Source organism: Flaviaestuariibacter flavus (assembly GCF_004337505.1).
Classification (GTDB): domain Bacteria; phylum Bacteroidota; class Bacteroidia; order Chitinophagales; family Chitinophagaceae; genus Flavisolibacter; species Flavisolibacter flavus.
Window position 1 is genome coordinate 111,958 of sequence record NZ_SJZI01000052.1, and the last position, 19,403, is coordinate 131,360.

The following is a 19,403-nucleotide window of genomic DNA, read 5'->3' on the forward strand; positions in this document are numbered from 1 at the left end:
GAGAGGGGCCGGGGGTGAGGTAAAAAAAGCCCCGACGGCAGCGTCGGGGATCGATAAATTAATTATGTAGGGAATTAGCTTTTCCGCTGATTGTTTTTTACCGGGACGGGAACGAGCACAGGCTTTTTGTTCAAACCAAGCAGCACAGCGATTACTTCTCTCAGGCTCATGTAGGTAGGGTTTTTATTTGTTTGAATCTGGAACCAAGTTACGACCGATACATTTATGTGTCGTGTTAAAACGCAAAAAGGAGAAAGATATTTCGGGCGCTACTTTATTTGTCCTAGTTTTTCGCCCGATGCAGTCAACTGATAACTCCCGGGCGGGCCACCGTCGCCGCCTCCGGGCCATTGCCGGCGGTTCGGCGGGCAACCTGGTGGAATGGTACGATTGGTATGCCTACGCGGCTTTTTCCCTGTATTTCTCCCCCCGTTTTTTCCCGGGCGCCGACCCGACCGCGCAGCTGCTCAATTCCGCCGGCATTTTCGCAGTCGGCTTCTTCATGCGCCCGATCGGCGCCTGGCTCTTCGGGCGTCTTGCCGACCGGAAAGGCCGCAAACTGTCGATGACCCTTTCGATCCTGCTCATGAGTTTCGGGTCACTGCTCATTGCCTGTACCCCGGCCTATGACCGCATCGGTTTCTGGGCGCCGGTCATTCTTTTTTCGGCCCGCCTGCTGCAGGGCCTGAGCGTCGGCGGTGAATACGGCACCTCCGCCACCTACCTCTCCGAAATGGCGCACAGCAGGCACCGCGGCTTCTACTCGAGCTTTCAGTATGTGACGCTGATCGGCGGACAGCTGGTGGCTCTTGCCGTACAATTGCTGCTCCAGCGCCTTCTGCCCGAATCCGGGCTGCGGGACTGGGGTTGGCGGATCCCGTTTTTCATCGGCGCCGCCCTCGCGGTGTTCGTCTTTTACCTGCGCCGCCACCTTGAAGAAACCGAGGCCTTTGCCGAGGCGCAGGAGTATGCAGGCACAGGCTCCCTGCGCGAATTGATGCGGCATCCCAGGGCAGTGGGCATTGTGGTGGGTATGACGATGGGAGGTACGCTCGCCTTTTACACCTGGTCGGTTTATATGCAAAAGTTCCTGGTCAATACGGTGCACCTGCCGCTGGCCACGGCAACCCGCCTTTCGTTCTGGAGCCTGCTGATCTTCGCGGCCTTGCAGCCCGCTTTCGGCGCCCTGTCCGACCGCATCGGGCGTAGGCCTTTGCTGCTCGCATTTGGCTTCGGCGGCACGCTGGCTACCTACCCGCTGCTGCTGGCGCTGAGCCACGTGACCACACCCGGGGCTGCCTTTGCGCTGATGCTGCTGGGGTTGCTGCTGGTGAGCGGCTATACTTCCATTAACGCGGTTGTTAAAGCAGAGCTCTTTCCCGCCGGGGTGCGTGCCCTGGGTGTCGGCTTCCCCTACGCGATCGCCGCAGCCGTTTTTGGAGGCACGGCCGAGTATGTTGCGCTTTGGGCCAAAAAAGCCGGTCATGAAACCTGGTTTTACCTTTATGTATCTGCCTGCGTTTGCTGTTCGCTCATCGTTTACCTGCGGATGCGCGAAACGGGCCGGACCACACTCTGAATCCACTTCTTTTAACAAAGCTGAAAATACTTGGCCGTTCCATCCGGATCAGGCGCAAATGCCGGACCAGCAAGGGTTTACGCGGCTCAGCGGCTTTTTCCCGGTGCCAGAAACAATGGTAGTAGAGCTTGTTTTACCCTAATGGTAATTGTAGTTTTACAATGTCACCAGAAACACTTAAGGTGGCATACGGCCAATCAATTATTCACCACAAAAAACCAAGGCGAGATGGAGAAGAAAGTGAAAGAGCGCAGCATCCCGGTACGGGAATCGCAAGCTCAACCTCAAATGGAGCAAACGACCGCACCGGCACGGATGCCGTGGGTATCGCCTGAAGTTCTGGAGCTCCAGGAAAAGGCGCGGCGCTACCAGCGGCGCTATCCCTCCGGCGGCTACCAGGGACTGTAAATCCGGTAATTGTAATTTTTCGTCACCCCCGCTTCCGGGGGTGTTTTTATTTCCAGGAGTGACGGTTCGTTCAAGCTCATCCATTCATGGATGTTTTTCCTAATACGGCTCACCTGTCGGTTTTTACTGTTCAGCTTTCGCTCGCTGCAATTCCCGGATGTTGCTTTCTCATTTGGCGCCGGTATGTCCACATTAGCGCTGCCTCAACGCACCATCTAAAATCCGATCCTATGAGACAGCTTTGGCTTCTGTGCCTGGCGATGCTTTGCGCTGCCACATGCCCCGCACAATCCTTTGTGCGCGACAATCTCTTCAACCTTAACCTGCCCACCAGCACCATCAATGTGCGCGATATGGTGATCTATTCCGACAAGCGCATCCTGATCGGGGGCGAGTTTCATGCCTACCAGGGGTCTTTCGCCTACAACCGCATCCTGCGCCTGTCGCCCAATGGCACGCCCGATCCAACCTTTACCGTGCCTGTTGTCAGTGGCGGCCGGATCAACTGCATCGCGGTGCAACCCTGGGACAGTGCCATTATCATCGCCGGATCGTTTACGAACGTTAATGGCAGCAGCCGCAGCGGCATTGCCCGGCTGCTGCCTTCGGGTGCGCTCGACGCCGGCTTTAATCCCGGCACAGGCATCTCGGGCAGCTATGCGGGCGAGCTCATCGTGTGGGCGGTAGGCGTGCGCAACGACGCCGACCCGCTGAAGCGACGGATCATCGCCGGCGGCCAATTCAATTACTTCAACGGCACGCTCGTGTCGGCCGGAAACGGCGGCGGCCTGGTGCAGCTCAAGACCGACGGCTCGCTTGATAATGCCGCGCTGCCCATCATCGACGGCGGACCCGTTTATGCGCTCACGGTGGATGAAAACGGCAGGATCCTGGCCGGCGGGGAGTTCTACCGCGTCAACGGCGCCGACTGCTGGCGCTTTGTGCGCATCAATACGAACGGCACTACCGACAATACGTTGTGGACCGGGCGCTGGGATGGCTTCAACAGCTCGGTGGGCAATGTACAGGTATACGGCGGCAAGATCTACGTCGGCGGTTTCTTCACACAATACCGGGGCAACAATGCTGGCCACCTTGTCCGTATAAATACGGATGGCGCTTACGACGCCACCTTCAATACCGCGCCCGGTTTTGGCGGCTCCACTTCCTCCAGCTGCACGCAGGGCATCGAGAGCAAATCGCTGGCGTTCATGAGTAACGGCAAGGTGGTGGTAGGCGGCAATTTCACCGATTATAAAGGCAATACGGCCTACCGCGTGGCCCGCCTCAACACAGACGGGTCTTACGACGCCACCTGCGTTACCGGCACCGGTTTCGATCATTGCGTGATGCGCGTGGCCTTCCAGGGCACCGACGACAGCCTCGTGCTGGGCGGCTTCTTCAGTTCCTTCAAGGGGGAGGCGCAGGGGAGTATCATCCGCATCCGGAAGCCACCGACCTCTTTTACCCTTGCCCTCCGGGCACCGGTGCTGCAGGGAGCGCGGCAAGGCGAGCGCGTGCAGTTATACTGGGAAGCCTCCGGTGCCGGCAGCGGCAGCACGCAGGAGCTACTGCGCTCGGAGGATGGTCGCCGCTTTACCGTTGTGCACCAGCTCCGCGGCATTGATGGGCAGGCACGGTACCAGTTCAATGACCGGGCGCCAGGGGCCGGGCCGCTGTGGTACCGGCTTACCCTGACGGAAGCCTCGGGGCAGCAGGTGAGTTCGGTTCCCGTAGAAATACGGGACGGCGGAAGCCGGTCCGCGGGGCTGTTTCCGAACCCCTGTGCCGAACACGTACGGGCAAGTCTGCCGGGCGAATATTCGGGTGCCGTCTCGGTGGCAGTGACAACCGCTTCGGGTGCTCTTCTTGCGCCGATACACCTGCAGGCACGGGCGGGCGCGGTGGAGATTCCAACCCAAACGCTCGCAGCAGGCATGTATCTGGTGGTGGTGCGGGACGCGCGCGGCACGGTGCTTTGCTCGGGGGCGGTGTTACGGGCGGGACGCTGAAAACCACTGGCGGCACGTCTTTTACGATTCACATGTCCCGTCCGGCCGTTCGCAGCATCGCATTTGTTGTACAAACAACTATTTAGCTTCTTTGTTACAGAGAGCGTTCACACACTGTCACTCCCTATGAAAACTGCCGGTATCCTATGAAACCGATCCGATCCTTTGAAAGACCAGAAGATCATTCTATCCAGGAAAAACCACAACAGCCACCATTGCTTGCTGCCTTGGCCATACTCCTGACAGGATCCTAACTGAAGAATGATTTTTGAAGAAGCACCATTTTGGTGCTTCTTCTTTTTAACCCCCGATCCACTTTTTGAAATCAGGCACTTTGTCGCGGCTTACGAATACCTCTTCGCGGAAAGGCGGCGTCAGGTTGAGCCGCAGCCGGTTGGAGTAATGCAGCGTGATGCCGGAAAGCGAACGGAACGATACGAGGTGCGACCGGTTGATGCGGAAGAACTGCTCCGGGTCGAGCAGTTGCTGCAGGTCGGTAAGCGAAAACTCCACGATGTAGCGCTTGTCGTCCCAGGTTTTGATAAAGGTGATATTGTTGTCGACGAAGAAGTAGGCGATCTCCTGCGCTTCCACCGGGATCAGCCTTTCGCTGATGCGGATGAGAAAACGTCGCTTGAATTGGTCCGCGACGGGACGGCCCGTAGCCCGAACGATCTCTGGGTGTTCCATGGTGGTGGTCTTTGTTAGCTGGTGCAATATGCGATAAATGTCAGGCATCCCTCCGGTGCCGTGGCTGTACTGTAAAAGGACAACACTGAATGGCCTTTTTTGAACCATGAACTGCAGGAATCGCACCGGCAACAATGCGATCGCGAGCTAACGTGCCCGCACAAACGAAAAATCCCCGCACAAGGCAGGGATTTTTTCTATAACCCGAAAAACGAAACTTATTGGGCGCGTTCCACCTTGTTTTGGAGCTTCGGTACCGTCTGCAGGTAGGCCCAGATGGCGCGTACCTCGCTGTCGGTAAGCATTGCGTAAGGGGTCATCGGCTCACGAAGCGCACTCTCGCCGTGCGGCAACTGCCCGGTCTTTACCGCCTTTATGAAATCGTCCTCGCTCCAGCGGCCAATACCGGTTTCTTCGTCCATGGTAATATTCAGCGACACGATCTTTTTGCCGGATGAGTTCGCCATCTCGTTGCCGCCGCCGAAAAAGCCGGGCGACTTCTCCGGGTTGAAGTAGTCGTTCTTCGCGAAGTCGCGCGAGTGACAGGCAAAGCAGTCCAGCTGCCCGAGCGCGATGTATTTACCCCAGGCCACCTTGTTGTTGGTGTCGGGCAGCGCAATGGGTTGTTTCGGGTAAGGGAAGGGCTTCATCAGCCCGAGGCCGGTGATCATCTTGGTCAGGAAGGAAGGGGAGGAGGGCGGCACCACGGTCGGGTCGGCCTTCACCCAGGGATGCTCCGAGCGCAGGAAGGCAATGATGGAGTAAAGGTCTTCGTCGGCGAGGTGGGGCAGCTTGGGCATATAGGGCGGCAGGTAGGTGCCGTCCGGCTTCAGGCCCGTGCGGAGCAGGTAGGCGATCTGGCCGTCGGTCCAGTTGCCGATACCATGCTGCTTGTCTCGCGTGATGTTGCGTGCGTAGATGGTGCCGAACTGTGGTATGTCGTCCATCCGGTGACCGGTAAAACGGCCCGTGTTCTGGTCGAAATGGCAGTTGCGGCAAAGCATGGTAGCCAGCTTCTGGCCCTGTGCAATGCGTTCGGGAGTGGCGCTGACCGCGAGCTCGATCTTTTCGGCTTTGTAGGAAGGAATCCCCCGTACCGCGATCACGGCGGCGAGAATACCTACCAATACGATGATCACCAGCACCGTGATCCCGAGGTAGCGGAATACTTTTTTCATGACAGTAGTTTTCGGTTGATTTACACAGTGAAACTAGCGTTTCCGGCTACCAGCCGTCGACGGGGCTGCATGAACTGCGATATTTCGTGCCGCAAATGAAAAAAGCCCCGAACGGGGCTTTTTTCATTTGCTTAGTGAACCAACAGGATCCGGTCGATCCGCTTTTCATTATTAACCCATGTTTCGAGGTAGTATACCCCATTGGCATAAGGCTGCAGGTTGAAGCTGCGGCTTAGCGTTCCGGTCGCCTGTTGCGGTAGCGTTTGCTGGAGCAGCGCACCATTACCGTCGCGCAGTACAAAAGAAACGCGGCGCATCGTGGCAAGACGCACACGCACAGTGACGAGCCCCCGGCTCGGGTTCGGTGCAACACTCATTTCGTCCACGCCGCTGATGCTGCTCACAGCGGTGGTGATGCAGCTGACCGTCGTGCTCGCGGAGCTTACCGAGGCTGGGGTGGCACAGGCGGCGGAGGAAGTCAGCTGCACCTGCACCTGCATACCGTTCACGGCTGCCGGAATGGAGTAGGTAGGGCCGCTTCCAGCCTGGGTACCGTTGAGCAGCCAGGTGAATGACGGGCTGCCGCCTCCGTTGACCGGATTGGCGGTGAAGGTGAGATTTGCCGAAGGACAGCCACTGGCCGTAACCGTTACCGAAGGGATCACGGTAGGAATGACCGTCAGGGTGATCGTACGGGTAACACCGCAGCCACCGGAAGTGCTGGTCACCGTATAGGTTGTAGTCGCCGCCGGAGTTGCGGTTACGGTCGTGCCGGTTGTGGCACTGAGACCGGTTGCCGGCGACCAGCTGTAGGTGCTTGCACCGCTGGCCGTAAGCGTGGTGCTGCTTCCGGAGCAGAGCGTACTGCTTCCCGCGCTGACATTCAGGTTCACTCCGTTGACGGTAAGCGGCGTTGGTACCATAAAGATGTTGTTCACTTCATTGCTTTCCGTTACCTCCGAAGCGCCATCGCCTGCATAGAAAACATAATAGCTGCCCGCGGCAACCGTACAGGGCACCGTAACCGAGTAGTTGGTAGCGGTCGCGATAAATCCCGGTGACAGCGAAAAGGAATTGTACTGGCCGATCAGGAGGTCGCCGTTGGCACCGGGTGTGAGGTTGTTGTCGGGAGAAAGGTAGATATACACCTTATGTGTTCCGGTAGCCACCCCGCCCTGGTTGATTTCCGAAGAGGTGGTGCTGAGCGGGCTGCCGGCATTGACCGAGGCGGGGCTGAAGCTGCCGGCGCGGAGCACGATGTCCGGCTGGATGCCGCTGCAGCTGCCTGCCGGCAGTACGGTGATCTTCACCGAGTCTTTCACGCTGCACACGCCCGAAACCGGATGCGAGCGCGAGGCGGTAACATAGTAGGTTGTCGTAGTGGAGGGAGTAGCGGTAACCAGGGTGCCGAAATTGTCACTTACCGTGGGGTTCCATACATAGAGCGTGGCGTTTCCCTGCACCTGCAGGTTCACCGTTGTGCCGCTGCAGATGGTGATGGGACCTTGAAGGATATCAGCCACCGGGGTGGTGCCTACCGTAACGTTTCGGGTCGCGGTTTTGGTGCATCCATTGGCGTCGGTGCCGGTAACCACGATGCTAAAGGTGCCTGCAGTGGCAGGTGTATAAATTACGGGGTTCCCGGTAGCAGCGCTCAGGTCACTGCCGCTCCAGGCGTAGGTGCTGGCGCCGGCTGCAGTAAGCGTGTAGGAACTGCCGACGCAATAAGTGGACGTGGCGGAGCCCAGCGTAACATTCGGAAGCGTATTGACGGTAACCACCTGGCTTGCGTTGCTGGTGCCGCAGCCATTGGTGACCGTGGCTGTATAGGTGCCCGCGGTGCTCACGGTAATACTGCTGCCGCTCGCGCCGTTGCTCCAGGTTACTACACAGCCCGCGCAATTACCGGTGTTGGCGGTAAGCGTAACGGGCGTGCCGGCGCATACGGTGGCCGAGGGACTTGCCCCGATGACCGGGGCCGGCGGCGTGGCGCTACCGGCCGCTACGGTGAAGGCTACCGGCCGGCTGTTATTCGCCTCGTTGATCTCGGGGATCGCGGCCGCGGCATCGGTAACCACAAAAAGTGTGTAGTTGCCGGCAGCCAGCGCGCAGGGCACATTGAAAGTACCTGTAACCGGCGCCGAGGTGGCACCGGCGGCAAGCGCGCCGGCAATGTTCACCTGGCCTGCCAGTACATCGCCGTTGGCACCAGGCGTCAGCACGTTGTCGGTGGAAAGGTAGAAATACACCGCATGCGGGCCGGCCGCGGCCGTGCCGTTATTGGATTCGGTAAAGGTGACCACCGCGGGACCATTCGGCGCCGCGCCGGCAGGGTTCACCGTTGCCGATGCCACTACGAGGTCAACGAGCGGCGCAGCAAGGCGGGTGCCACCTGAGCCGCCACCGAAGTTGCGCACATAGTATTCGGCGAAGAAGGTGCTTGTATCGGATTGCGTCCAGGTCCAGGTGCGCAGCGTTGGCGTGCTTCCGTGATTGAGCCCGTTCCATGCAGTGGCCGGGATGCTCCCATCGAAGGGTGCCTGGCTGTTGTTGTTGGCGAAGAACTGCAGATCTGTGTGGGCGCCCAGCGCCGGGTTGCTGCCCCGGAGGTCGCTCCAGTCGCGGCTGCTGTAGGGGAAACGCACGAGGATGGAGTCGGGTACCGCGGTGGTTGGTGTGATCTGGAAGAAGCGGTTCATGGCCACGAAGGGCGTACCCGCGCTGTTCCAGGCGGCGCCGGTAAGATCGCTGCCCGCGCCGGAAGACCACGAAGTAGTGGTGCCCACCTTTACCCGGAAGGTTCCTGATCCGACGGTGCCGATATTGCGGCCGTTCTTCCTTACCGAAAGCAGGTACCGGCAGTCCTGGTAGTAGTGGGTCCAGCCATCGGCGGTGGTATACTCGCGGTTGGCGATGAGCGAGTCGTTGGCGTTGAGCAGGAGCGGCATGCCGGCCGGGTTGCCGTCAAACTCGTAGGCACCGAGGTCGGGCTTGCTGCCGATGGTGCGCGGGCCCGACAGCAGGTCGGTGGGGTTGCCGGTGACGGCGCTGGTGAGGCCGATATTGACCAGCGGCGAGCAGGGCTGAAGGCGCAGGCCGTCGTCGGCCGTACCCCATTCATCATCCGGGCCGTCACCATCATTCTCATTCACGAACAGCGGCTCGGAGCGGAAGTTGACATCGCCCGAATAAAAGAAGAAGGGCTGAACGCGGTTGTACGTGATCGAGCTGCGCGGGCATCCGATAGCGGTAGATACGCAACCGTCGTCGTAAATGTCGCTCCAGTAGCGGGCCGTGTCGCGGCTGTTGCCTTTGAAGATGTTGTTGGTATACTTCAGTAATGAAGAATTAATCGAGGTATTCAGGCGCGCGTAGATAGCAGAGCCGAGCGTGTCGCCGGCCATGTTCTGAACAAAGGTGCTGTTGCTGATATTCATGTCCGATGCGACAAAATAGCCATAGACAGCCCCGCCGCCGCGACGTGATTCGTTCTTATAGAAGACTGAGTTCTCAATGCGGACACCACCGCTATAGGCGAAGATGGCGCCCCCATCGCCGAAGTTGCCGCTGTAGGCGCGGTTGTTGGCAAAGATGCAGTTCCGGAAAGTATTGCCCTGGTTGTCGAGCCGCGAGCACACCGCGCCACCCCATTGTCCTGCCCAGTTATTGAAGAAGCGGCAGTTGTCGAAGTTGACGCGGCTGTTCTGGTAGTAGACGGCACCGCCATTCAGGTCGGCACCATTTTCGGAGAAGGTACAGTTCCGGATCGTTGCTTTCGCGTTGTAGATATAGATGCCACCTCCATTGGAGGCAGCCGCCGGGAAGTCTGTCGTGTTGGTGAGCGGGATCCAGAAGGCCTTGCCGCCGCGTACGTGGAAGCCATCGAGCACCACAGCGGTATCGGTGCTGAAGATCTTCACCACACCGGAAATATTATCACTTGTATCACCCACGACGCCGATATCACCGTCGAGGATGGTCTTGTAGCGGAAAGGGGCGCGCTGTGCGTCTGTCGGGTTGCCCGTAGCCGGGTAGCCGCCGAGCAGCACGCGGTTGCGCTGCAGGAAGAAGCCGCTGTCGCGGTTGTGTACCGCCGGCTTATACACGCCTTCAGCAACCTTGATGGTATCGGAGCAGGTGTTGTTGATGGCACTCCAGAGCGAAGTGTAGGCACTGTTCCAGGAGCTGCCGTCATTGGCACCGGTGGCCGCCGCGTTTACGTATACGGTACGGGTCTGGGCCGGCGCGCCCTGGAACTCGTAAGGACCCATATCAATCGTGCCCGAGCTGCGCGGGTTGGCCATGATGTCGGTCGGTTCGGTATTGATGCCGGCCTGTCCCGCGTTGATGGCGGGAGAGCAGGGCATGAGGCGGATGCCATCGTCGGATGTCATCCAGATATTATCGGGGCCCGCCGGGCGGTAGTAGTTCACCAGGCGCGGGTCGCTGCCTTTGAGGTTGCCGTTGACGCCGGCGGTGCCGTAAAACTGGGTGATGCTGTTCTGCAGCACCACTACCGAGGAGTCGTCGGCCTGGGCGCCGCCCAGCTTTTCAATTTCCACAGGCGGCGCATTGATCGCCCACAGGTAGTTGGCCCAGAGAATGCTGTTGCGCAGGTAGAGCCGCGCGCTGTCGGCATTGCTGATCACGCGGTCGGTGCCGCCCGCCTGGAAGACATCGAAAACGTTGTTCGTGGTGTAGTTGCGGACGATGGTGCAGTTAAGCAGGTCGGCAATGCTGTGCCGGTTGCGGAGCACCGTGCCGCGGTTGCTGGCCAGCACCGAGTTGGTGAAGTTGAGGGTACTGTTGTTGCTGATATAAAGCACCGGCGCCTGGCAGCTGTCGAACACGCAGGATACGAAGCTGGCCTTGCTTGCGTCGCTCATGAAAGCGCCACCGCTGTTTGTGTTGGCGCTAAGCTTCCGGAAGGTGGTAAAGCGGAAGGTGCTGTTGCTGTTATTGAACTGGTAGAAGTTCTCGTGATCGCCGCCGTTTACACTGTCGCGGAAGCTGCAATATTCAAAGGAGGCCGTGCAGGAATCGTTGTAGAAATCCTGGGCGTGGCTGCCAGCATTGTTGTGGTAGACGGCGCAGTAGCGGAAGGTCATCCTGCTCTTCGCGGCAAAGAAGGCGCCGCCATAATAGTTGGCGCGGTTGCTGCGCACCAGCACCGAATCGAAGCTGACATCGGCACTGCGCAGCACGGCACCGCCGCCATTGTAGCCTGCGATGGACGCATCGATAGTTGTACTGTTGTTGCTGAGCGAGCCGCGCCGGAAGCGCAGCGTAGACGAATCGATGAAAAAGCCGGTGCCGGTATTGCCATCCACGTAGCTATCCGTGAGCAGAACGCTGCTGCCGCGACGGGCAGTAATGCCGCTGCCTTCATTGGCAGTGATGCTACAATTGCGTACCCGGAGCCCGGCTTTCTCGGCCAGGGCGATACCGCCTACGATCACATTAATTCCTACCGCGCTGCTTTTTGCATCGCGGATTGTGAAGCCGTCAATGATGGTGCTGGTATCGCTGTTGCGCGTTAGGATAACGGCGGCACGCACCGATGTTGCTGATTCGCGGCCGGAGAGGATCGTTGGGTTGGCCAGCGGTGCGCGTTGTGCGTCGGTGGGCGTGCCGGTAGCGGGATAGCCACCCAGAAGCACCCGTCCCTTTTCCAACTGGAAGCTGGTGGAATAATATCCTGCGGGAACATAGGTGCCGGCGGAAATCTTGATGGTGTCGCCGCAGGCATCGAGTGCCTTCTGCAGGCTCGTGAAGGCATTCGTCCAGCTGCTGCCGTCGCCGCTGCCGGTGGCCCCGGCGCGCACATAAATGGTATTCGGTGCCGTGCCGGTGCTTCCCTGGAATTCATAAGCGCCAAGGTCGGGAAGGCCGATGCTGCGGGGCGCACCGGTGATATCGGTGCTCAGCCCGTTCAGGAAGGCGCTGTTGCCTGCGTTGAGCGCAGGGGAGCAGGGCGCCAGCAACTGGAGGCCGTCATCAGCAGTGAAAAAGAACCCGTCGGGGCCGGCCAGGTTGGCCGTGTCGCGGAAGCGCGGGTTTACCGAGATCTTCAGGGCGGTGCCCGGATGATCCACGTCGAAGAGCGTGTTCGCGATCACCGCGGTGCTGCCAGCCAGCTGTATGTTCTGCTCCGAATTGAAATAGCCCGGCGTGAGGCCCAGCCCGTTTTCATAAAAAATCGAGTTGCGCACCTTGAGTGTGGCGCCGCCCTCCGCACGAACCGTGTTGCTGGCATTGTGGAGGAAGGTGCAATGCAGCACTTCGGGGCTGCCGCCGTTGATGGCGATCGCGCTCCCGGTCCAGTCGTTGCTGTTGGTTTTGGCAAATACGCAGTTGCGCACTTGGGGACTGCTGCCCGTGGTAACAAGTGCTGCCTTGAAATGGTTCCGGAGAAAGATGATGTTTTCCAGCACAGCGTTACTGCCGTGCAGCGAAACACCGCCTTCGTTATTCCGGATGATGAAGTTGCGCAGCGTTGCCTGGCTGGAACGAAGGGCGACGGGACCGGTGGTAATGGTGTCGCCGCCTTCGCAATCCTGCACCACGAAGCCGTCCCATACGGTGCTGGCGTTGCTGCCTTGCCCATACAGGATGGTGGCGATGCGCTGGTGCGGGCTGGAGTTGCCGGTGATGCCGCTCAGGATCGAGGCATTGCGGCGCCAGTCGCGGGCCTGCAGGGTGTCGGTGGCCGAATAGCCGCCCAGTACCACCGTGCCGTTGGGCATAAAAAAGCGTGAGGAAATAAAGATGCCCGGGACATAGGTGCCGGCGGCCACGCGCACCGTGTCGCCCGCAAGGGCCACATTCAGGCCGGCTGTAAGGCTGGTGTAAGCGTGGAGCCAGGAGCTTCCGTTATTGTTCCCGGTGGCATTGGGACGGACGAAGATGGTGCGGGCCTGAACGTTCAGGAGCAGCAGGCAGCCAAGAAGGCTCGCCAGAATGCGGATTTTCATGCAGTCAAGGTTGATACTGCTAAAATAACGCTTCCGGGGCCAAGTTGAGCTGCCTACGTAGAAATACGATAACCTAGGCGGCCTGGGCCAGTTGTGTCTCGGCGCGGGCGATCCGGATCACGCCGAAACGGGCCAGCATCCGGATAATCGGGTAGCAGGGGTCGAACTCGCCTTTGTTGGTGGCGAAGTTGGGACGCGAAGGATGTACGTGGTGGTTGTTGTGATAACCTTCGCCGAACATCAGCCAGTCGATGCGGAACAGGTTCTTCGAGGTGTTGTCGGTCTCGAAGTTGACATGGCCGTATTTATGGGCGTACCAGTTGATCACCACACCATGCAGGGGGCCCATTATCGCGTGGATGGGCACCAGGAGCAGCCACCAGAGCGAGGGGGCAAACATCACGTACAATGCCGTATAAATGCCGATCCAGAGCAGGCGGGAGAAGCCCGAGGAAGCAAAGCGGTCGAAACCGCGCCATTCCGGGATATTCTTTTTGAAGCGCTCTTCCACCGGCACTTTATCCTCGAGGATATTGGTGAAGATGGTCTTGGTGCGCCACATCATGGCAAACAGGTTTTTATCGTAGGCCGGGCTATGCGGGTCGAGCTCGGTATCGGTATAGGCATGGTGAATGCGGTGCATGATGCCATAGGCACGCGGGCTGAGGTAAGACGAGCCCTGTGTGAGCCACGTGAGCACAAAGAAAAAGCGCTCCCATCCTTTGCTCATCGTAAAAGAGCGGTGGGCGGCGTAACGGTGCAGGAAAAAGGTCTGTGTGAAAAGCGACAGGTACCAATGTGCAATAAACAAGAGAACAATAACAAGAACAGCCATGAGCGATACTTAGATTTAATGAGTCTGACGCGCAAAGATCGGGTAAAAAGGCGTTTGCGACCCGATGAGCTGGGCGCATTAGCGTGGATTTAACGGCCCTGCCGGAAGGTTGGCGGTGCGCAAATGCACCCTTTTCGGAAGCGCATGCAGGTCGGGCCAGGGGCCGGTACTGGCTGTGAAGGCAAGTACAGCCCGTTTCCAGGCTGGCCGGGTCCTACTTTTGGCGAACCCATTTTTCACCCAAGACCTTACACCATGACCCGTTTGTTTTTCCTGCTTTTCCCGGTATTGGCTGTCGCCTGCGGCAACAACACGGTAGCATCCGGCGGCTCCTCGTCGGGCTCCGGTACCAGCGACACCACCGGTGCACCGGTAGAAACCCGCAGCCCCAACACGGATTACCGCCCGGCATTCGCGGGGCAAACCCGTGTGCGCGGCGTACACACAGCTACTGCCTGGGAAGGGCGGGTGCTCAGCCGCGACCTGAAGCGCCCCTGGGGCATTGCCACGCTGCCCGATGGCCGGCTGCTGATCACCGAGAAGGGCGGCACCTTCCGCATCGCAAAGACCGACGGGACGCTCAGCGGCGCTATCGGGGGGCTGCCCCCGGTGAATGCGTCCGGGCAGGGCGGGCTGCTCGGGCTGGCCATCGACCCCGAATTTGCCAGCAACCGCACGGTGTTCTGGGTATTCTCGGAGCACCTGCACGAAGGCAACCTGACGGCCGTGGCCCGGGGCAGGCTGTCGGCCGACGAGTCGCGGATCGAAGGCGCCACCGTCATCTACCGGGCCACGCCGGCATACAATGGCAACCTGCATTATGGCGGGCGCATCCTGGTGGACCGCCAGGGCTATCTTTTTATTAGCACCGGCGAGCGCTCCGACCTCGTTACCCGGCCACAGGCGCAGCAGCTCAATTCGGCCCTGGGCAAGATCCTGCACATCACCAAAGACGGCAAGCCGGCACCGGGCGGACCCTTTGCCGGCCGTGCCGACGCCCGTCCCGAGATCTGGTCCTACGGGCACCGCAACGTGCAGGGCCTGGCCTTTCATCCCGTCACTGGCGACCTGTGGGAGAACGAGTTCGGGCCCCGCGGCGGCGACGAGCTCAACCGCATTGAGGCGGGAAAGAATTACGGCTGGCCGATCATCACCTACGGTTACGAATACAGTGGTGCCCGCATCGGCGAAGCGCTGACCGGGAAAGCCGGGCTGGAGCAGCCGGTGTATTACTGGGACCCGGTGCTGTCGCCAAGCGGCATGACCTTTTACAGCGGCGCCGGCATTGGCGAGTGGAAGCACGACCTGTTTATCTGCGGCCTGAACAGCAACCACATTGCGCGCCTTGTTATCCGCGACAACCGTGTGACCGGGGAGGAGCGCCTCCTGCGGAGCGAGGGGCAGCGCTTTCGCGATATCACAGAAGGAAAGGACGGTGCGCTTTATGCCGTTACGGACGAGGGCAGGCTTTACCGCATCGCGAAAAAGGGTTAACCGTATAAATACGTAATCAAAAGGCGGCCGCATGCGGCCGCCTTTTGATTTTCAAATCGGCTTGTTAGTGAACGATGCGGAAGCGCGCTTCGCTGCCGCGGCCCTGGAGCAGTATCAGGTACTCGCCTGCCGGCAACCCCGACAGCGGAAGGATGAGACTACGCTGGCCCGTGATGTTTCTTATGAGAATTGTACAGCCATCAGCTGAAAGTAGCTTCAGGTGCTCCCATTTGTCTGAAAGACGCAGCCCGGACATATTGAGCTGCGTCCGCGCCGGCACGGGATACCACGAGATTCCGTATTCCGCGGCTGGTATGCCCGGGAGCGCGGTGGTGCTGCCAACGATGAAAGTGAGCGTATTGCTGTAAACCGTCGCCGGCGATGCGCAGGTCGCATTGCTGGTGACCCGGCAGCGCAGCCGGGCGCCGTTGACGGCGGGCGCATACGTGACCGACGCAGCCGTGGCTCCGCCTATGTCGTGCCAGCCGGTCGCGCTCGTGCTGTCCGACCATTGGTAGGCCGGCGAAGTGCCGCCGTTGACCTGTGCGGCGCTGATGAGCGTGCTATTGCCCGGAGCCACCGTGGTGTTGCCGGTGATGGTGGCCGCCAGGGGCTGCGTTGGATTGATGGTCATTACGATCCGCAGGCTCGTGTCGCGCGAGTACGACGTGCAGCGAAACGAGTCGTTGTTCGTGATCTGCGCTTGGATGATGGCGCCGTTGCCCAGGCTGCTGGATGAAAATACGGGGCTGCCCGTGGAGACATAGTTGCCGTCGACAAACCATTGGATGAAGGGGTTGCTGCCCCAGTTGCTGCCGGAAGCGGTAAAGGTGACGTTGCTGCCCGAGCAGGCCGTAGTGGCGCTCGCGCTTACCGTAACTGCCGGCACCGGGTAGGTCCGGAGAGCGAAACGGGTTCTGGCGCTGTAGCGGCTGCCGTCGACCAGGCAACGGAAGCGGGCGCCGCCCCAGGTCGCGGGGAAGCGGGTGATCGTAAGCGTCCTGGCGGCAGTGCCGGTAACGGTGGCGCTAGCCGGCACGTTCGCATAACCCGAACCGCTATCCACCTGCCATTGGTAGCTCGTGCCGGTGAGGTCAGAAAGGAGTTCGGCATACCCGTTCACACACAGCTCGCGTTCGTCTACCCCGTTGAGGTTGTTGGTGAAGATCGAAAACCGCTGCTCGGGCGAGGAAACGCCGATGTCGATATGGCCGTCCAGGTTGAAGTCGGCGGCGCAGATATCGTACATCGCGGTATTGTTCGGGTATGGTTCGGTGATGGAGACCGTCGGGTCGACGCTGATTTGTCCCGGGGTGGAAGTGTTGCGCACCAGGAACAGCGTGCGTCCGCCCCAGGAACAGACGGCCAGGTCAGGCTTGCTGTCGCCGCTCAGGTTCTCCACCAGGCCGCGGTTGAAGGAGCGGGCATCGTTGACGTGGAAAGCGCGCGCGAACGAAAGGGCACCGGCGGTGCTGGTGTTGCGGAAGATGGTGATGCTGTCCGACCCGTTCAGGATAATGTCTTTTTTTCCGTCGCCGTCGAAATCGGCGACGTTGATGGTGCGGCCGTTGCCGGTCCAGTCGTTGATGCCCGGCAGGTCCAGGCGGGTGGCGAAACCGATGTTTCCAGTCGTGCTGGTGTTGCGGAATACCGAAACCACCGTCACCAGGCTGTTATCGCTCATTACCACCACATCCGGCTTGCCGTCGCCGTCCATATCGTCCGTGGCGAGGCCTACGCCCGGCCCGGGAAGCACAAAGTTGCCCGGGGCGCCGAAGGAGATCCGGCCGGGGGCGCTGGTATTGCGCAGCACCGACAGCCTGGAGTCGCTGAAGCAGGCAATGGCCAGCTCCGGACGGCCGTCGCCATCCAGGTCGATGGCGTCGGTGCCGTGCGTGGAGGTAGGCGTGCCGAGGTTGAGCGGCTCGTCGAAGGCAATCGTTCCCGGCGTGCTGTTGTTCCGGAATACGAGAACGGAGTCGGAATTGGTGGGCGAGATAAGGTCTTGCCGGCCGTCACCGTCCACGTCGCGCAGGTAGAGATCGCCGAAGTTGAAGGCCAGGCTTTTCCGGATGAATACCGGCGGCGCGAAGTCGAAGTTGCCCCCGGTGCTGCGGTTCCGGTAAACGAACAGGGAGTCCGGTGACGACTTCAGGGTCAGCAGGTCGGGCTTTCCGTCGCCGTCCACGTCCCCGGCCGCGGCGCCCTTCGAGCCGATAGGGTAGGGGAAGCTGAAGCCGTAGGCATACCGGAAGGATTGTGTATTGAAATTGCTGCTGTCGGGGCGGGTCACGGCAAAGCGCTTTTCGGTACGGGTTTGTAGCCCGTTGAGGGTGTTGAGCACCGTGATCGGTCCGAAGGAGGCACTCACCGGTACCTGGCAAACGATCTGCGTAGCGGTGGCGGCGCTCACCGTGGCCTTCATGCCGCCGAAGTAAACGATGTTCCCCGCAGGCGTGGGCGCAAAATTATTGCCGGTGAGGGTGACCTGCGTGCCGACGGGGCCCGAGGCCGGGCTGAGGGCCGTAACAACCGGGGCGGCCGCCGATGGCGGCGCGATATAGGTAAAGCCCGGCGCGCTGATCGTCCCGTAGGCATTCACCAGCGATACGTTGCCGGAGCTGCCCCCGGCGACGATGGCATCGATGGTATTGTTGTTGAGTATCGTGAACGAGGTGGCGGACAGCCCTCCGAAGCGCACCGAGGTTACCGTGTTGAAGTTGTCGCCCTGGATCCGGACCCGTGTGCCGGTGCTTCCCGAGGCCGGGCTGAAAACGGTGATAAAGGGAATCGGCGGTACGTAGAAATACAGGATCTGCTGCAGGGTGTCGGCCTTCTGGCCGTTGCTCACGATCAGCTGCACGGTGTCGGAGCTCCGCGCCACGGCATGGCTGTAGGTGGTGTTGTACGAGGTGCTCACCTGCGTGCCGTTCACGATCCAGCGGCTGGTGTAAAAACGCTTCGAGTAATTCTGGAGCCGCACGATGCCCGTCGACAGCACGCCGAGGGTATCGGCAGTGAAGGCCGCGCGCGGCAAGGGCGTGCCGCCGCCGTTGGTGCTCAGCTGCAGGTGATCGCGGCCGCCGCCCACCCAGAACTGCTGGGGCGTGAGGCATTGGACGTCGTTGTTGCCGTAGCCGAGGTAGGAGAAGTTGTTGTCGCGGGGCAGGGGTTCCCATACCTTGCCCGAGTCGCTGGTGCGGTACACATCGTACATATACAGGGCATAGCCGGTGCTGTCGTTGACGAACTCGAACTTGCCGCCGTGGAAGGGCGTCACCAGCTCGTTGTTCTGAAGCGTCCAGCTGCTGCCCCCGTTGCCGGTGTAATACACAAGCCCGTTCTGGTTGTAGTTGTACACGCTCATCCACCCCTTCTGGGCGGTCAGGAAATGAATGTACCCGAGCTTCGAGGTCGAGTTGTTGTTGTTGGGAATCGTGAGCGCGGAGAAGAATTGTCCCCCGTTGGTGCTCCGGAAGGCGCGGCTGTCGCCATACACCTTGTTGAAGGCGATAACGGTATTGGCATCGGGCGCTTCGAGGTGCTCGAGGTAAAGACCCGCCGTCACCTGCGCCGTGCTCCAGGTCTTGCCCCGGTCGGTGGAGCGCAGGATGCGGTCGGCGTCGACGGCAATGCCGGTGCTGCCGCCGCCGGGAAAGATCATGTCCATCACCCCGGTGCGCAACTGGAAGTTGTTGAACTGCGAATGGTAAACAAGTTTGAAGGTGTTGCCCCCGTCGACCGAGTAAAGGATCGCCGGGACGAGGCCGTAGTCGCCATAAGCGATCACCGTATCCTGGCTGAAGGCATGCACCCCGTTGACCGTGAAGCCGAAGGTGAGGTTGACGGGATACCCGTTGAAATCTACGTTGGTCAGGGTGATGGGCTTGCGTACGAAGCTGTGTCCGCTGTCGGTGGTATACCCGATCCAGTCGGGCGCGCCCGACGAGGCGATATAACCTTTGGCGGGCCCGAAGAAGGAGAGCTTGGAGATGTTATTGTCGGTGGTGGACAGGTCAACATAAACCTGGCGGAGCTGGGCCGCCGCCGTCCCGGCCGCCATTACGAAAAGCAGCAGGAGGGCACTACGAAAAAAGCGCATAAGGATTGTGTTTTGGTCAGCATCGTGCAGCTGGTCGTATAAAATTAAGGAATCGGGGCGAATGCCCCCACTCCCGTACCCGGAAGCGGCAGTCCATACCGCCTCCTGCTCAACTAAGGCAGAAGCCCCTG

Annotated in this window: 9 protein-coding genes; 4 read left to right on the top strand and 5 right to left on the bottom strand. The window is 60.1% G+C overall.

Annotation, left to right across the window (positions count from 1 at the left end; all coding sequences use genetic code 11):
- Positions 1 to 298: 298 nt before the first annotated feature.
- The 3 genes from EPD60_RS16040 (at position 299) to EPD60_RS16050 (ending at position 3,999) form a co-directional block, all read left to right on the top strand.
- A complete protein-coding gene (locus EPD60_RS16040) occupies positions 299 to 1,579 on the top strand; it encodes an MFS transporter (protein ID WP_131450541.1) in 1,281 nt (426 codons plus the stop codon).
- Positions 1,580 to 1,807: 228 nt separating this feature from the next.
- A complete protein-coding gene (locus tag EPD60_RS16045; protein WP_131450542.1) occupies positions 1,808 to 1,987 on the top strand; it encodes a hypothetical protein in 180 nt (59 codons plus the stop codon).
- 230 nt (positions 1,988 to 2,217) lie between these two features.
- Positions 2,218 to 3,999 carry a hypothetical protein gene (locus EPD60_RS16050; protein WP_165871586.1) on the top strand — a complete coding sequence of 594 codons (1,782 nt, stop codon included), beginning with the start codon at positions 2,218 to 2,220 and terminating at the stop codon, positions 3,997 to 3,999.
- A 300-nt stretch (positions 4,000 to 4,299) separates the two neighbouring features.
- Here the strand turns inward: EPD60_RS16050 and EPD60_RS16055 are convergent, their stop codons facing one another.
- The 4 genes from EPD60_RS16055 to EPD60_RS16070 all read right to left on the bottom strand — a co-directional run bounded on the left by EPD60_RS16055 (position 4,300) and on the right by EPD60_RS16070 (position 13,676).
- The gene (locus EPD60_RS16055) at positions 4,300 to 4,689 is read right to left on the bottom strand and encodes a LytR/AlgR family response regulator transcription factor (protein WP_165871587.1); all 390 of its coding nucleotides are present in this window, start codon (positions 4,687 to 4,689) and stop codon (positions 4,300 to 4,302) included.
- A gap of 218 nt (positions 4,690 to 4,907) precedes the next feature.
- The gene (locus tag EPD60_RS16060; protein WP_131450545.1) at positions 4,908 to 5,867 is read right to left on the bottom strand and encodes a c-type cytochrome; all 960 of its coding nucleotides are present in this window, start codon (positions 5,865 to 5,867) and stop codon (positions 4,908 to 4,910) included.
- Between the two features lie 131 nt (positions 5,868 to 5,998).
- Positions 5,999 to 12,841 carry a right-handed parallel beta-helix repeat-containing protein gene (locus tag EPD60_RS16065; RefSeq protein ID WP_131450546.1) on the bottom strand — a complete coding sequence of 2,281 codons (6,843 nt, stop codon included), beginning with the start codon at positions 12,839 to 12,841 and terminating at the stop codon, positions 5,999 to 6,001.
- A gap of 73 nt (positions 12,842 to 12,914) precedes the next feature.
- Positions 12,915 to 13,676, bottom strand: coding sequence for an acyl-CoA desaturase (locus tag EPD60_RS16070; RefSeq protein WP_131450547.1), 762 nt, complete (start codon positions 13,674 to 13,676; stop codon positions 12,915 to 12,917).
- 255 nt (positions 13,677 to 13,931) lie between these two features.
- Here EPD60_RS16070 and EPD60_RS16075 point away from each other — a divergent pair, with 255 nt between their 5' ends.
- Complete coding sequence (locus EPD60_RS16075) at positions 13,932 to 15,170, top strand: PQQ-dependent sugar dehydrogenase (RefSeq protein ID WP_131450548.1); 1,239 nt, start codon at positions 13,932 to 13,934, stop codon at positions 15,168 to 15,170.
- 64 nt (positions 15,171 to 15,234) lie between these two features.
- On the opposite strand, the gene EPD60_RS16080 is transcribed toward EPD60_RS16075, so the two are convergent.
- The gene (locus tag EPD60_RS16080; RefSeq protein WP_131450549.1) at positions 15,235 to 19,272 is read right to left on the bottom strand and encodes an FG-GAP-like repeat-containing protein; all 4,038 of its coding nucleotides are present in this window, start codon (positions 19,270 to 19,272) and stop codon (positions 15,235 to 15,237) included.
- Between the last annotated feature and the right edge of the window lie 131 nt (positions 19,273 to 19,403).

Coding starts and splice junctions, on each gene's coding strand:
- EPD60_RS16040 (WP_131450541.1), top strand. CDS start 299: ATGCAGTCAACTGATAACTCCCGGGCGGGCCACCGTCGCCGCCTCCGG.
- EPD60_RS16045 (WP_131450542.1), top strand. CDS start 1,808: ATGGAGAAGAAAGTGAAAGAGCGCAGCATCCCGGTACGGGAATCGCAA.
- EPD60_RS16050 (WP_165871586.1), top strand. CDS start 2,218: ATGAGACAGCTTTGGCTTCTGTGCCTGGCGATGCTTTGCGCTGCCACA.
- EPD60_RS16055 (WP_165871587.1), bottom strand. CDS start 4,689: ATGGAACACCCAGAGATCGTTCGGGCTACGGGCCGTCCCGTCGCGGAC.
- EPD60_RS16060 (WP_131450545.1), bottom strand. CDS start 5,867: ATGAAAAAAGTATTCCGCTACCTCGGGATCACGGTGCTGGTGATCATC.
- EPD60_RS16065 (WP_131450546.1), bottom strand. CDS start 12,841: ATGAAAATCCGCATTCTGGCGAGCCTTCTTGGCTGCCTGCTGCTCCTG.
- EPD60_RS16070 (WP_131450547.1), bottom strand. CDS start 13,676: ATGGCTGTTCTTGTTATTGTTCTCTTGTTTATTGCACATTGGTACCTG.
- EPD60_RS16075 (WP_131450548.1), top strand. CDS start 13,932: ATGACCCGTTTGTTTTTCCTGCTTTTCCCGGTATTGGCTGTCGCCTGC.
- EPD60_RS16080 (WP_131450549.1), bottom strand. CDS start 19,272: ATGCGCTTTTTTCGTAGTGCCCTCCTGCTGCTTTTCGTAATGGCGGCC.